The organism is Pseudomonas sp. HLMP, assembly GCF_046365545.1.
Classification (GTDB): Bacteria; Pseudomonadota; Gammaproteobacteria; order Pseudomonadales; family Pseudomonadaceae; genus Aquipseudomonas; species Aquipseudomonas guariconensis_B.
Window position 1 is genome coordinate 4,275,155 of the sequence record NZ_JBDLLR010000001.1, and the last position, 13,260, is coordinate 4,288,414.

At 63.1% G+C, this 13,260-nt stretch carries 10 protein-coding genes and 1 pseudogene; 8 read left to right on the forward strand and 3 right to left on the reverse strand.

Annotated features, from left to right (window positions below):
- Window positions 1-105: 105 nt before the first annotated feature.
- A complete protein-coding gene (locus ABFA30_RS19740; RefSeq protein ID WP_225788495.1) occupies window positions 106-1,500 on the reverse strand; it encodes a PLP-dependent aminotransferase family protein in 1,395 nt (464 codons plus the stop codon).
- Between the two features lie 288 nt (window positions 1,501-1,788).
- Here ABFA30_RS19740 and ehuB point away from each other — a divergent pair, with 288 nt between their 5' ends.
- From ehuB to ehuA, 4 genes are all read left to right on the forward strand, one after another.
- Window positions 1,789-2,646: an ectoine/hydroxyectoine ABC transporter substrate-binding protein EhuB gene (gene ehuB / locus ABFA30_RS19745; protein ID WP_253081226.1), complete on the forward strand. Its 858-nt coding sequence runs from the start codon at window positions 1,789-1,791 to the stop codon at window positions 2,644-2,646.
- Between the two features lie 63 nt (window positions 2,647-2,709).
- Window positions 2,710-3,369: an ectoine/hydroxyectoine ABC transporter permease subunit EhuC gene (gene ehuC, locus ABFA30_RS19750; RefSeq protein WP_225788493.1), complete on the forward strand. Its 660-nt coding sequence runs from the start codon at window positions 2,710-2,712 to the stop codon at window positions 3,367-3,369.
- The gene (gene ehuD / locus ABFA30_RS19755; RefSeq protein WP_225788492.1) at window positions 3,366-4,022 is read left to right on the forward strand and encodes an ectoine/hydroxyectoine ABC transporter permease subunit EhuD; all 657 of its coding nucleotides are present in this window, start codon (window positions 3,366-3,368) and stop codon (window positions 4,020-4,022) included. The genes ehuC and ehuD overlap by 4 nt, the downstream gene beginning before the upstream one ends.
- Window positions 4,022-4,879: an ectoine/hydroxyectoine ABC transporter ATP-binding protein EhuA gene (ehuA, locus tag ABFA30_RS19760; protein WP_410045818.1), complete on the forward strand. Its 858-nt coding sequence runs from the start codon at window positions 4,022-4,024 to the stop codon at window positions 4,877-4,879. The genes ehuD and ehuA overlap by 1 nt, the downstream gene beginning before the upstream one ends.
- An 85-nt stretch (window positions 4,880-4,964) precedes the next feature.
- On the opposite strand, the gene ABFA30_RS19765 is transcribed toward ehuA, so the two are convergent.
- Window positions 4,965-5,942 carry a Fic family protein gene (locus tag ABFA30_RS19765; RefSeq protein WP_410045819.1) on the reverse strand — a complete coding sequence of 326 codons (978 nt, stop codon included), beginning with the start codon at window positions 5,940-5,942 and terminating at the stop codon, window positions 4,965-4,967.
- A 234-nt stretch (window positions 5,943-6,176) separates the two neighbouring features.
- Here ABFA30_RS19765 and ABFA30_RS19770 point away from each other — a divergent pair, with 234 nt between their 5' ends.
- The 4 genes from ABFA30_RS19770 to ABFA30_RS19785 all read left to right on the forward strand — a co-directional run bounded on the left by ABFA30_RS19770 (window position 6,177) and on the right by ABFA30_RS19785 (window position 11,007).
- On the forward strand, window positions 6,177-6,560 hold the full coding sequence (locus tag ABFA30_RS19770) for a YybH family protein (RefSeq protein WP_410045820.1): 384 nt from the start codon (window positions 6,177-6,179) through the stop codon (window positions 6,558-6,560).
- 95 nt (window positions 6,561-6,655) lie between these two features.
- Window positions 6,656-8,155, forward strand: a complete 1,500-nt coding sequence (locus ABFA30_RS19775; protein ID WP_410045821.1) for a purine-cytosine permease family protein — start codon at window positions 6,656-6,658, stop codon at window positions 8,153-8,155.
- A gap of 13 nt (window positions 8,156-8,168) precedes the next feature.
- The gene (locus ABFA30_RS19780; RefSeq protein ID WP_410045822.1) at window positions 8,169-9,599 is read left to right on the forward strand and encodes an aldehyde dehydrogenase family protein; all 1,431 of its coding nucleotides are present in this window, start codon (window positions 8,169-8,171) and stop codon (window positions 9,597-9,599) included.
- A 190-nt stretch (window positions 9,600-9,789) separates the two neighbouring features.
- Window positions 9,790-11,007 carry a DUF3422 domain-containing protein gene (locus tag ABFA30_RS19785; RefSeq protein ID WP_410045823.1) on the forward strand — a complete coding sequence of 406 codons (1,218 nt, stop codon included), beginning with the start codon at window positions 9,790-9,792 and terminating at the stop codon, window positions 11,005-11,007.
- Between the two features lie 1,837 nt (window positions 11,008-12,844).
- Here the strand turns inward: ABFA30_RS19785 and ABFA30_RS19790 are convergent.
- A pseudogene (locus tag ABFA30_RS19790) lies at window positions 12,845-13,260 on the reverse strand (hypothetical protein); the annotation flags it as partial.

Consider the following 13,260-nt stretch of genomic DNA (forward strand, 5'->3'; position numbering starts at 1 on the left):
GCCTGTGCTGCCCCATTCGCGGGCAAGCCCGCTCCAGGGGTTGAGCCGATCACATGAAATGCGCATTGCACAAGCGTGTCATCCAGTTAGACGGCCCCCTGCTGCTCACAACTCATGAATCTGCGGATACTGCCCGAACAGTTCGCGCATGTCGGCCAACGCCTGGCGCATCTTGGCATCCGAACACTCGGCCCCCACGCACAGGCGTACCGCCCGCGGCCGTGGCGTGCCACGTACCAGGAATGGCTCCGGCGGCGTCACCGCGATCTGCCGGCGGCGCAAGGCCCGCACCAGGCTGTCGACCTCCCAGTGCGGCGGGATGTCCAACCAGGCCGCCAATGCCTGGACCGGGTTGCCCTGCAGGTAGTCGCCCAGGTACTCACGGACCATCGCCTGCCGCCCGGCAAGCAGCTTGCGCTGCAACTCCACCAACTGCACGGCACGGCCATCGTTGATCCAGCGGGTGGCGATCTCCGCCACCAGCGGCGTGGCCATCCAGCTGTTGACCCGCAGGATACTCTCGGTACGCAGCGCCAGGCGCTTGGGCATCGCCAGGTAGCCGACCCGCAGCCCGGTGAGCACCGACTTGGTCATGCTGGTGCAGTAGAACGACAGCTCCGGGGCGTAGTGGCTGATCGGCCGGGCATGACGCCCGCCCAAGAGCGGGCCGTACACATCGTCCTCGATGATGTGCACGCCGAAGCGCCGAGCGATTTCGGCGATCTCCCGGCGGCGGGCATCGGGCATCAGGCTGGTGGTCGGGTTGTTGAGGTTCGGCGTGCACACCAGCGCGGTGACCCGCTCGTTGCTGCAGATATCCTCGAAATGCTCTGGGTCGATGCCATCGCGATCCATCTCCAGGCCCTTGAGGGTGAACCCCAGCACCTGCGAATTGCCGATGACGCCATGGTCGGTCAGGCCTTCGCACAGCACCACGTCGTCGGGGCCGGCCAGCGAGGCCAAGGCCAGGAAGATCGCATGTGCAGCGCCATTGGTGACCAGCACGTCGTCGCGCTCGACCGTCATGCCCAGCCCGGCCAACCAGCGCACCGCCGCCTCGCGATGGCTTTCGAAACCGGCGATGGGGCGGTAGGCGTGGATCCACGGCTGCTCGTCCTCCTGGCTGAGCTCGGCACAGGTCTCGCGCCAGATCCGCTCGTGCGCCTGGGTGTGCAGGATGCGGGTGATGGAGAAATCCACCAGGGTGCGCTCGGGCAGGTCGATGATGTCGTCCGCCACCCGGTCGCTCATGCGCCGACTGACGAAGCTGCCACGGCCAATCTCGCAGCGCACCAGGCCCTGGCGCTCCAGTTCCTTGTAGGCATTGGTCACGGTCTGCACGCTGATGCCCAAGGCATCGGCGACCTGCCGCTGCGGCGGCAGGCGCTGATCGTGCAGCAGCACGCCACGCTCGATCTCGCCGGTGATCGCCTGGACCAGGATCTTGTACTTGGACTCGCCAATGCGAGCCGCGTCGAGGGCTGTCTTCCAGTTTTCCATGGGGCATCGCTTCGCTGGCCGGGGTCAGGACACAGCATCGCTCGTGTGGGATCTTCGGGCAATTGTCCTAGTGCAATGCCATCGGCGCCGGAGCTTTTGTATGCTCCGGCCATGGTCGACGCCAGGCTGCCCCGGCAGCATCGAACAAGATCCCTGTCGACCGGTGCCGGAACGCTCGCGTCGTCGGTTGATCGAACGAAAAGCCACCGTGCATCCGCTGTTTTGCTCCACTGCCTCCTAACACAGAGCCGTCGGCGACGGTTTGATAACAAAACAGGAGATTCATTGATGAGCCAGCCTTCCCCCATCGTGCCATCCCCGTTCAAGCGCCTGCTGGTCGCCTGTGCCGCCCTTGGCCTTGCCGCCAGCGCCCAGGCCGCCACCCTGGACACCATCAAGGAAAACAGCCGCATCCGCATCGGCTACGCCAACGAGACGCCCTTCGCCTTCACCGAGACCGATGGCCGGGTCACGGGCGAATCGCCCGAGATCGCCAAGGTCATCTTCGAGAAGATGGGCATCAAGCAGGTCGATGGCGTGCTCACCGAATGGGGTTCGCTGATCCCTGGCCTGCGCGCAGGCCGCTTCGATGTCATCGCCGCCGGCATGTACATCACCCCAGCGCGCTGCAAGCAGGTGATCTTCACCGACCCGCAGTACGCCCTGCCCGACACCCTGCTGGTGGCCAAGGGCAATCCGAAGAACCTGCACAGCTATGCCGACGTCGCCGGCAACCCCGATGTCAAGCTGGCGATCATGGCCGGCACGGTCAACCTCGCCTACGCCCGCGACTCGGGGGTCAAGGACGCGCAGATCCTCCAGGTGCCGGATACCACCGCGCAATTGCAGGCGGTACGTGCCGGCCGCGCCGATGCCGCGGTGGGCACGCAACTGACCATGAAGGGCCTGGCCCGCAAAGGCGGCGAAAAGGTCGAGGCGATCAGCGACTTCACCGACGACCCGGCCCACACCGGTTACGGCGCCCTGGCCTTCCGTCCCGAAGACAAGGACCTGCGCGATGCGGTCAACGCCGAGCTCAAGCGCTGGCTAGGCAGCGAGGAGCACCTCAAGACCGTGGAGCCCTTCGGCTTCGACCGCTCCAACGTGACCGAGAAGACCGCTGCCGAGCTCTGTGCCCAGCAATGAATCGAGGTGGCATGGCACTTGCCATGCCGTTCCCTGCGTAGTCCGATTATTCAGGTCGAACCCATGGGTGAATTGATACCGTTGTTACTGCAAGGCGCCTGGATCACCATCCAGGTCACCTTCTTCGGCTCGCTGCTGGCCATCGTCGCCGCGATCCTCGCCGCCCTCGGCCGGCGCTCGTCCTGGCGGCCCCTGAGCTGGTTCTGCGTGGCCTACATCGAGCTGTTCCGCGGCACCTCGCTGCTGGTGCAGCTGTTCTGGCTGTTCTTCGTGCTGCCACTGCCGCCTTTCAATCTCGAAATGAGCTCCTACACCGTGGCGATCGTCGGCCTCGGGCTGCACATCGGTGCCTATGGCGCCGAAGTGATGCGCGGCGCTATCAGCTCGGTCGCCAAGGGCCAGTACGAAGCCTGCACAGCCCTCAACATGTCGTCGGCCACGCGCTTTCGCCGGATCATCCTGCCCCAGGCCCTGCTGGCGGCGATCGCGCCGGGCACCAACTTGTTGATCGAGCTGCTCAAGAACACCTCGCTGGTGTCGCTGATCACCCTGTCGGACCTGAGCTTCCGCGCCCGCCAGCTGGACCAGGCGACCTTCCAGACCCTGGAGATCTTCAGCCTCACCCTGCTGCTGTACTTCGTCCTGGCGCAGGTCATCAACTTCACCATGCGCGCCGTCGAACGACGCCTGGGCCGTGGTCGCCTGCGGGGGAGCCTGTCATGAACGTCTGGGACTGGAACTACGTCGCGCAGATCCTGCCCGACCTGCTGCAGGCTTCGCTCAAGACCCTGGGCATCACCCTGGTGGGCTTTCTGATCGCCATCGTCCTCGGCCTGTTCCTGGCCATCGGCCGGCGCAGCCGGCAGGTGTGGATCGCCTGGCCGGTGACTTTGGTGATCGAGTTCATCCGCAGCACGCCGCTGCTGATCCAGGTGTACTTCCTGTACTACGTGCTGCCCAACTACGGCGTGAACATGACTGCCATGCAGGCGGGCATCCTCGGCATCGGCCTGCACTATGCCTGCTACATCGCCGAGGTCTACCGTGGCGGGCTCGATGCCGTGCCGCGCAGCCAGTGGGAAGCGGTGGTGGCGCTGAATTTCGCGCCCTGGACCGCCTACCGCACGATCATCCTGCCCCAGGCGATCCGACCGATCCTGCCGCCGCTGGGCAACTACCTGATCGCCATGCTCAAGGACACCCCGGTGTTGTCGGCCATCACCGTGGTGGAAATCATGCAGCAGGCCAAGAACGTCGGTTCCGAGAGCTTCCGTTACCTGGAGCCGATCACCCTGGTCGGTCTGTTCTTCCTGGCCTTGAGCGTCGCTCTGGCCTATCTGGTTCGGCGCCTTGAAGTGCGCCTGGAGTTACGCTAATGATCGCGCCTGTCTCGAACCTCGCCACTGTCACCACCAGCCCCCTGCAGCGGGACCACGCCATGCCAGCACCGGCCATTGCCCAGCCAATCGTCAGCTTCCGCGACGTGACCAAGCGCTACGGCAGCTTCACCGTGCTCGATGGTCTCAACCTGGATATCGCCCCTGGAGAGAAGGTGGCGATCATCGGCCCCAGCGGCTCGGGCAAGTCGACCCTCCTGCGCGTGCTGATGACCCTGGAAGGCATCGACCAGGGCACGATCGAAGTCGACGGCGAATCGCTGACGCACATGCCCGGGCGCAACGGCGGCCTGGTCACGGCCAGTGAACGCCATGTGCGCAAGGTGCGCTCGAAGATCGGCATGGTGTTCCAGAGCTTCAACCTGTTCCCGCACATGAGCGCGCTGCAGAACGTTATCGAGGCGCCGGTGCAGGTACTCGGCATCAAGCCCGCCGAGGCCCGCGAGCGGGCTGCCGAGTTGCTGGAGATGGTCGGCCTGGGCAACAAGTTCGATCACTACCCGTCGCAGCTTTCCGGCGGCCAGCAGCAACGCGTGGCGATCGCCCGGGCCCTGGCCATGCGGCCGAAGGTGATGCTGTTCGACGAAGTGACCTCGGCCCTGGACCCCGAGCTGTGCGGCGAGGTGCTCAACGTGATCCGCCGGCTCGGCAGCGAGCACAACCTGACCATGCTCATGGTCACCCACCAGATGGGCTTCGCCCGCGAGTTCGCCGACCGGGTGTGCTTCTTCTACAAAGGCCAGATCCACGAGCAGGGCACGCCAGCGCAGGTGTACGAGAATCCCCAGCAGGAGAGGACCCGGGCGTTTCTCAGTGCGGTACGGGAAGCGAACTGACCGGGACGTGGGGCTGCATTGCTACACAGCTTAAGAGGCTGGCACTGAGGCTTGCCCCACGAGTTTGCCTTTTATAGGCGCCGAATCACGTGATGACTCGTCGATACTGCTGCCTGGGGCTACGGGGCGATGCGGGATCGGTCATTTCGATCAAGCCTGCCGCAAGGGCAGGCTTGAGGTAGTTCTTGTTGAACGTCGGACGATGCGAAAGCCCCAAGCGTTGCATGAGCTCGTTGGCCTTCAACGCCACACCGGGTTGTAACTGCTGGATCAGACTCGCTACTTGATCGCTTACTTGATCGCTTTCATGGGCCTCGACCAGCGCTTGGCGTAACGCTTGCAACATGAACTCCACGAACGGGGTCGCCTCGGCCGCCTGATCAGCTGCCGCGAGCGCGCCGTAGTAAGCATCCTGTTGCGCACATATCACTGTTTCCACCGGTAGGTATGCCAGCACCGGACGCCAACGACTAAGGATCAAGGTCTGCCATAATCGTCCCACGCGTCCATTTCCGTCGGCGAACGGATGAATGAACTCGAATTCGTAATGAAACACACAGCTGGCAATCAAGGGGTGCCAGTCGCTTTGCCCGAGCCAATGAAGAAGGTCTTGTATCAGCATCGCCACACGACTGGCCGGTGGCGCCATATGCAGCAGGCGCGCTCCGCGATAGATGCCTACTCCGCCCTGACGGAAATGCCCGGCATCCTCGATCAGGCTACTCATCAGCAAGCCATGAGCAGCCAGCAGATCGGCCTGGCGATCTGGCCGCCACGTGGACATCGCATCATAGGCGGCGAACGCATTACGCACCTCCTGGATCTCACGTGGCAGCCCCAGTACCTGCTTGCCATCCAGTAACGCCGTCACCTGCTCCACACTCAGCGTGTTGTTCTCTATGGCCAGCGATGCCTGGATGGTGCGTATACGGTTGCCTCGTCGCAGTTGTGCCGTAAGCGCGTCATCACGAGACGCCGCCAACAGCCCCACATGTTCGCTGATCTGTGCAACCAGCCCCAGCATGCGTGGTGTCAAGGTCAACGGCGGCAGGTAGTTACTCATGCATGCAGTTCCATAAGCGTGGGATGCCTGACAATAACGGGACGGACATAGGGTATGCCAACGACTGCTACCCAACGATCGCCGTCACCTTATCCACTGGCATAGCCGGGGTATAGGCGAGCGCATTGGTTCACGAATTCCTGAACTGATTATTTGCCTCCAGCGATTTTTCCCAACGGCAACCCTCACCAGAATCGCCTCACCAACAATCACAATAATCGTGAGGCCACGCCCGTGGACCAGACCCTCCAGGTACGCCAGGCTGGCGCCGACCTCGTCGCCGCCTTCGCCAGCAACGATACCGCCCGCTACTTCGCCTGCTTCAGCGAAGACGCCACCTTCCTCTTCCACAGCCTGCCGCAACCGCTGCTATCGCGCCGTGCCTATGAAACCTTATGGGCGCAGTGGCAGGCCGAGGGCTTCACCGTGCTCGAATGCTGCTCCGACAATGCCCATGTCAGCCTGCAAGGCGAGGTGGCGGTGTTCATGCACGACGTGGCCACGCGCATCCGCATCGCTGGCCAGGAGCACCAACTGGCCGAGCGCGAGACCATCGTCTTGCGCCGCCACGGCGAACGCTGGCTGGCCTGCCACGAGCATTTGTCGGTCGCCTCCTAGCTGACGTTTTCCGCGGCCTTGCCGCACTGCCAACGCAACCACAAGAGGGTCCGCGCCCCGGCGCCGACCTACAACAACCGCGCTGGAGCCTTGCCATGAGCCACTCGACCGGTATCGAGACCAACGGCGTCGAACAGATCCCCGACGATCAACGCGACGCCTCCCCACTGGACCTGTTCCGCCTGATCTTCGGCGGGGCCAACACCTTCGCCACTGCCGTGCTCGGCAGCTTCCCGGTATTGTTCGGCCTGTCGTTCCAGGCCGGGGCCTGGGCGATCCTGCTCGGCGTCGGCATCGGCGCACTGATCCTCGCCCCCATGGGCCTGTTCGGCGCACTCAACGGCACCAACAACGCAGTATCGTCCGGTGCGCACTTCGGCGTGCACGGGCGTATCGTCGGGTCGTTCCTGTCGCTGCTCACTGCCGTGGCGTTCTTCTCCCTCTCCGTGTGGAGCTCCGGCGATGCCCTGGTGGGCGGCGCCAAGCGCTTGGCCGGGCTGCCGGAAACCGACCTGACCCTGGGCCTGGCCTACGGTCTGTTCGCGGTACTGGTGCTGGTGGTGTGCATCTTCGGTTTCCGCTTCATGCTCTGGGTGAACAAGATCGCCGTGTGGGCCTCGAGCCTGCTGTTCCTGCTCGGCATCGTCGCCTTCGCCGGGCCTTTCGACATGGGCTTCGCCGGCAGCGTCAGCCTCGGCCAGGCCGGCTTCTGGGCAGCGTTCGTCGGCGCGGCGATCCTGGCCATGAGCAATCCGGTGTCGTTCGGCGCCTTCCTTGGCGACTGGTCGCGCTACATCCCCCGCGAAACGCCCAAGGCACGCATCATGCTGGCGGTGATCGCTGCCCAGGCCGCGACGCTGATCCCCTTTCTGTTCGGCCTGTGCACGGCCACCTTGGTGGCCAGCCAGGCCCCCGACTACATCGCCGCCAACAATTATGTCGGCGGCCTGCTGGCGATCTCACCGAACTGGTTCTTCCTGCCGGTTTGCCTGATCGCGGTGATCGGCGGCATGTCCACCGGTACCACGGCGCTGTACGGCACCGGGCTGGACATGTCCAGCGTGTTCCCCCGCCTGCTCAGCCGCGCCGGAGCCACCCTGCTGATCGGCGTGGCGGCGATCGCCTTCATTTTCATCGGCCGCTTCACCTTCAACCTGGTGCAGAGCGTGTCCACCTTCGCCGTGCTGATCATCACCTGCACCAGCCCCTGGATGGTGATCATGATCATCGGCCTGGTCACCCGCCGTGGCTTCTACCATGCCGACGACCTGCAGGTGTTCACCCGCGGCCAACGCGGCGGCCATTACTGGTTCCACCACGGTTGGAACTGGCGCGGCATGGGCGCCTGGGTTCCCAGCGCGGCGGTGGGCCTGTGCTTCGTCAACCTGCCAGGGCAGTTCGTCGGCCCGCTCGGCGCGCTTGCCGGCGGCATCGACCTGAGCCTGCCGGTCACACTGGGCCTGGCTGGCGTGCTGTACCTGGCCCTGCTCAACCTGTTCCCTGAACCCGCCGGCCTCTATGGCCCGAATGGACCACGCTGGGTGCGTTGCAAACATGCACCGTCGACGCCTGTGACCACCGCCGAAATGGCCTGACTGGAATCCGACCATGACCACACCTCACTACATCGACGGCCGCTGGGTCGAAGGCCAGGGCAACGATTGCCTCACCGTGCATGACCCATCGCTTGGCCAACCGTTCGCCGAGCTGATGTCGGCGAGCACCGCCCAGGTCGACCAGGCCGTGGTGGCGGCGCGCCGTGCCCTGGCGTCCTGGAAGAACGTCGCCGCCAGCGAGCGTGCCCGCTACCTGCGTGGCTTCGCCGAGCAGTTGGGCCAGCGCCGCGAAGCGCTGATCGCCCTGCAGATTCGCAACAACGGCAAGCCACGCCACGAAGCCGAGATCGACCTGGACGACGCCGTGGCCACCTTCGGCTACTACGCCGACCTTGCCGAACGACTGCCGCAAAAGAACCGCGACGTCCCCCTCGCCGCCCCGGGCTTCACCGCCCGCACGCGCCTAGAGCCGGTCGGCGTGGTCGGTTTGATCGTACCGTGGAACTTCCCCTTGGTGACCAGCGCCTGGAAACTCGCCCCAGCCCTGGCCGCCGGCTGCACCGTGGTGCTCAAGCCGTCGGAGATCACCCCGCTGATCGAGCAGGCCTATGGCCAGATCGCCGATACGCTGGGCCTGCCCGCCGGCGTGCTCAACATCGTCAGCGGCAAGGCCGAGACCGGCGCGGCATTGAGCAACCACAACGGCCTGGACAAGCTGTCGTTCACCGGCAGCAACGGCGTCGGCAGCCAGGTCATGCGCGCCGCCGCAGCCCAATGCCGCCCGGTGACCTTGGAGTTGGGCGGCAAGTCCGCGATCGTGGTGTTCGACGACTGCGACCCGGACCAGGCCGTGGAATGGATCGTCGCCGGCATCACCTGGAACGCTGGGCAGATGTGCTCGGCCACCTCGCGGCTGCTGGTGCAGGACGGCATCGCCGACACCCTGCTGCCACGCCTGCAAGCGGCCCTGGAACGGATGCGGGTCGGCAACCCACAGGCCGAGGACGTGGCGATGGGGCCGTTGACCAGCCAGGCGCAATGGCTGAAGGTCGCCGGCTACTTCGCCACCGCCCGCGAGGAAGGCCTGCGCTGCCTCGCCGGCGGCCAGGTGCTGGACCGCGAAGGCTGGTTCGTCAGCCCGACGCTGTACGTGGACGTGCCCGAGAACAGCCGCCTGTGGGTCGAGGAAATCTTCGGCCCGGTGCTGTGTGCCCGGCGCTTTGCCACCGAGGCGCAGGCCATCGCCCAGGCCAACGACAGCCGCTTCGGCCTGGTCGCCACCGTCTGTAGCGCCGACCTCGAACGCGCCGAGCGCGTGGCCGATGCGCTGGAAGTCGGCCATGTGTGGATCAACTCGGTGCAGGCGGTGTTCGTCGAGACTTCGTGGGGCGGCACCAAGGGCAGCGGCATCGGCCGTGAACTCGGGCCCTGGGGGTTGTCGGCGTATCAGTCGGTGAAGCATGTGACGCGCTGTCTTGGCTGATCGCTGACACGACGCCCCCCTTGTCGACAGTTGTCGCGAGGGGCTTTTACGTTACGCTCAGCGGGTATTCCCCCGCGAAAGCGACAGTACCGTCACCACAAAAGCCTGGTGTTCCAGGTGACTTTTACCCACCGTCGGAAAGTCCCACCCCTGGTAGCCCCAACAACCACAACACCAGGCCAGACCTCCCATGCACCCGCAACGCACCACCCTGCACAACGAACTGCACGCCCGCCCGTCGCTGTATTTCGACGAGCCGGCCCATGTCCATCACCTGGCCCTGCTGGGCGACGATGCCGCCTGCCAGGCCCTGTTGCAGCGCTGCTGCCCGGGCGCCTTCGACCGCGAGGCGGTCCAAGGCATCACCCGGCTGGACGGTCATCCGTTCAAGTGGGAGCGCCATGCCGAGTTCTTCACCCTGACCCTGGTCGTACCCTGCGCCACCCATGATGCGAGCTGGCTGTCCTTGCCCCAGGTGCTCGCCGAGGCCATCGCGCCGCAGGCGGCACAGGTGATCAACGCGGTACAGGTGCTGGTACGCGGCGAGCAGGACCTGGACCTGACCCGCTACGGCTTCAAGGACCCCTGCGGCTCCTGCGTCGGCGGTGGCGACGCGGTGGTGTGGAGCGACTTTCGCCTGACCGACGATGGCACCAACCGCCTGTTGTTCGTCAACCGGCGGCTCAATGCCTACCGCCAGGGCCGGATGATCCGTCGCCTGCTGGAAATCGAGACCTACCGCATGATGGCCTCGCTGACCCTGACCGACGCCAAGGCCCTCGGCCAGGAGCTGGACGCCTTCGACAGGACCCTGGTCAGCCTCTCCGAACGCAGCGCCAGCGTCGCCGGCCATGACTCCAAGGCCCTGCTCGAAGCCATCGCCCACCTCTCGCGGCAGGTGGTCAGCCGCACCGTGAAGACCCGCCACCGCTTCGGCGCCACCCAGGCCTATGCGCAACTGGTGTTCGAGCGCCTGGGTGAATTGCGCGAAACCCACGTGGGCGACTGCCAGCGCCTGGGGGTGTTCATCGAGCGGCGTTTCAAGCCGACCGTGCGCTACTGCGCCGCCACCGAACAGCGCCTCGAGCAGCTGGCCAAGAACGTGGCCAACCTGGGCGACCTGCTGCAGGCGCGGGTGCAGGTGGAGATGGAAGAGCAGAATGCCGAGATCCTGCGCAGCCTCAATGCCCGGGCCGATGCCCAGGTGAAGATCCAGCGGGCGGTCGAGGGGCTGTCGATCATCGCCATCACCTACTACCTGCTGAGCCTGTTCAAGCTGCTGTATGGCGGGCTGAATGTACTGGGAGCGGGGCTGACGGCGCGCGAAGCGCTGCTGGGGATGGCGCCGGTGGTGGCGCTGGTGCTGCTGGTGATCCTGCGGCGGATCAGGCAGGCCAAGCAGCATTGAGGATGGCGGGGCTGCATATGCGGACCATCACCGGCAAGCTCATAGAACAAACGCTAACTCATTGATTTAGCAGGGACCTGTGGGGGCTTGTCCGGGACACCGCATGTCTCGGACGAGACCAAAGGCGCGGCCTTGAGCTAGGCCCCAGGGATCAATCGGCGTATCAGTCGGCAAACATATAACACGCTGTCCAGGCTGATCCCTGACACGGCGAAAGCCCCTTGTCGGCTGTGGTCGCGAGGGGGGTTGCTACCGCAGGTTCGCCAGCTAGTGTCCATGAAATCTATACAATCCTACCGCGGTGCAGAGTAGGACAAGCCCACTCAGCATGATCACCTCCCCAGCAAGCAGACGCCGCTTGAGGTCTGCGGGAAAACAACGTAATTCATGCGCATCAAGCTCCCCTCGCCTGATATGCCTTCCAGGCCATGCCAAAACCCCGCTGATCATGCCCAACAAAATCCATCGAGAACCAAAGGCAGTAGTACCCCAAATACCCTTCTGGAGCTCCAGCCAACTGCTGCTGCGTAAGGCTGCCATGGCTCTCTCGAAATCACTCCCCCAAGCGAATCTGGCGATCATGGCCATTCCAATCAAAAAGCTGATAGCTGGTACTAAAAGTACGATCATCTGATAGCTCACCGGCCAATTGCGCGGATTGGGGATCAATGTGGCATCCATTCGTAAATGACCTCCCCTGCAGTCTCTCCAATCTCGTTACCTAGCGTTCCCCCACAAACGAAGCACCGCCCCCAGTGGCCAAACCACAAACCGCACGTCCATAAATACCGAAAACCACGCATATCGCGCTCACTGCTTTACCACCGAAAAATCCACCTGCGGCGCCGCCCGCCAACCCTCCAGAAAAGCTCCCAGTCTCGGTGAACCGAATAGAACGCCCATTTCAGACGCCGTTTAAAAAGGGTGGAAAGTTCCGATTACCCTCCCGATCTAGCCACCCCTGCCGAAGTTCCAATTTCGGCCATAGTGCACCAACTAACATAGCACTCACAATAAAAACTCTCGACTTCAGTGTTAAGGTACTCCACGTTCTTATTTCTTCATGAAGTCCTTTACTTCGCTGGAAGGACGCGCACATCACATCGAAATAACGTGTACTCGCAATGTACCCGAAGACTCCCAGCCCTGAAAGCAAGAGCAGAAGCGGAGCCAGCAAAAAGGCAAGCTTGAAAACTACTGGCCAATTGGAAGGATCAATCAAGGAGCGCCTCATAAGTCAGTTCACCCACCCCGGCGTTTCAAAGGTTTTCATACAGAGCCTAACGCCCAACTGCCTGGATCAATCCAATAATCCACAAATCAGCTCACCCATTCACACCCAGCATTCGCCACCTTTGCTGAGAGAAAAACCATATGCATTTCCACATAACGGAGTCCAAACTCATCCTGCAAGGCAAGGAACCAGACTACCATTAGCGAGCGAAGTCATAAGACACCCCACCCCAAAATTCCGTACACGATCGCTGACCATGTCAGACCTAAAGCCAAAAGCCAAAATGCGACTTTAACCCTACGTCTCAGATAGGAAGGGAATTGCTTATTGTCCTCCGGATCAAGCAATCCTCTGCGCATTCCCCATTCTGGCCATATGAGCATCATGCTTGAGCCCGCAACCGCCAAACTTCGAAGTTCCAGACTCAACGCGCTCGAAGCCCTAACGTCCTCTAGAAAACCTTTACTATTTCTCAGCGAGGCGCACATCACGTCAAAATGACGCGTTCCGGCGATATGAGCGAGAACTGAAAGGCCTCCCACACACAACACCATCGGTCCAAGCAATACAGCCAGCTTGACATATAGCATTCAACCCACCAGATCAGTCATAAAGATTTTCATAAACGACTTCCCCTGTAGCCCCGCCCACTCTTTCCATCATTAAGCCTCCAGAGAGGGAGCCGCCACCAACTAATGCAATCCCGCAGATGGCTCTTCCCCAGGGCCCAAACGTACATACAGCGCTGATCACAGCCTTCCCAAACGCGGCACCTGCCATACCACCCACCAACCCTCCAGAAAAGCTCCCAGTCTCGGTGAACCGAATTCTCCTGCATTCCTCCGTCTCCCCTGCCCTACAAACCTCCTGCACTTTCAAGTAGGACGAAGTTGCCCCCAATCCAATAGCCACATACCCACCATATTTCAAATACCGCGCCGTCTTCGCCACTTCTTCCAAATGCGTCGCATACCCCGGTATCTGCCCCGGCCCACCGGCCTTTTTCCAGTGATGCACCA

Bases quoted from the DNA above. Each gene is read 5' to 3' on its own strand.
- ABFA30_RS19785 (WP_410045823.1), top strand. From the start codon at position 9,790: ATGCACCCGCAACGCACCACCCTGCACAACGAACTGCACGCCCGCCCG.
- ehuC (WP_225788493.1), top strand. From the start codon at position 2,710: ATGGGTGAATTGATACCGTTGTTACTGCAAGGCGCCTGGATCACCATC.
- ehuA (WP_410045818.1), top strand. From the start codon at position 4,022: ATGATCGCGCCTGTCTCGAACCTCGCCACTGTCACCACCAGCCCCCTG.
- ABFA30_RS19775 (WP_410045821.1), top strand. From the start codon at position 6,656: ATGAGCCACTCGACCGGTATCGAGACCAACGGCGTCGAACAGATCCCC.
- ehuB (WP_253081226.1), top strand. From the start codon at position 1,789: ATGAGCCAGCCTTCCCCCATCGTGCCATCCCCGTTCAAGCGCCTGCTG.
- ehuD (WP_225788492.1), top strand. From the start codon at position 3,366: ATGAACGTCTGGGACTGGAACTACGTCGCGCAGATCCTGCCCGACCTG.
- ABFA30_RS19765 (WP_410045819.1), bottom strand. From the start codon at position 5,942: ATGAGTAACTACCTGCCGCCGTTGACCTTGACACCACGCATGCTGGGG.
- ABFA30_RS19740 (WP_225788495.1), bottom strand. From the start codon at position 1,500: ATGGAAAACTGGAAGACAGCCCTCGACGCGGCTCGCATTGGCGAGTCC.
- ABFA30_RS19780 (WP_410045822.1), top strand. From the start codon at position 8,169: ATGACCACACCTCACTACATCGACGGCCGCTGGGTCGAAGGCCAGGGC.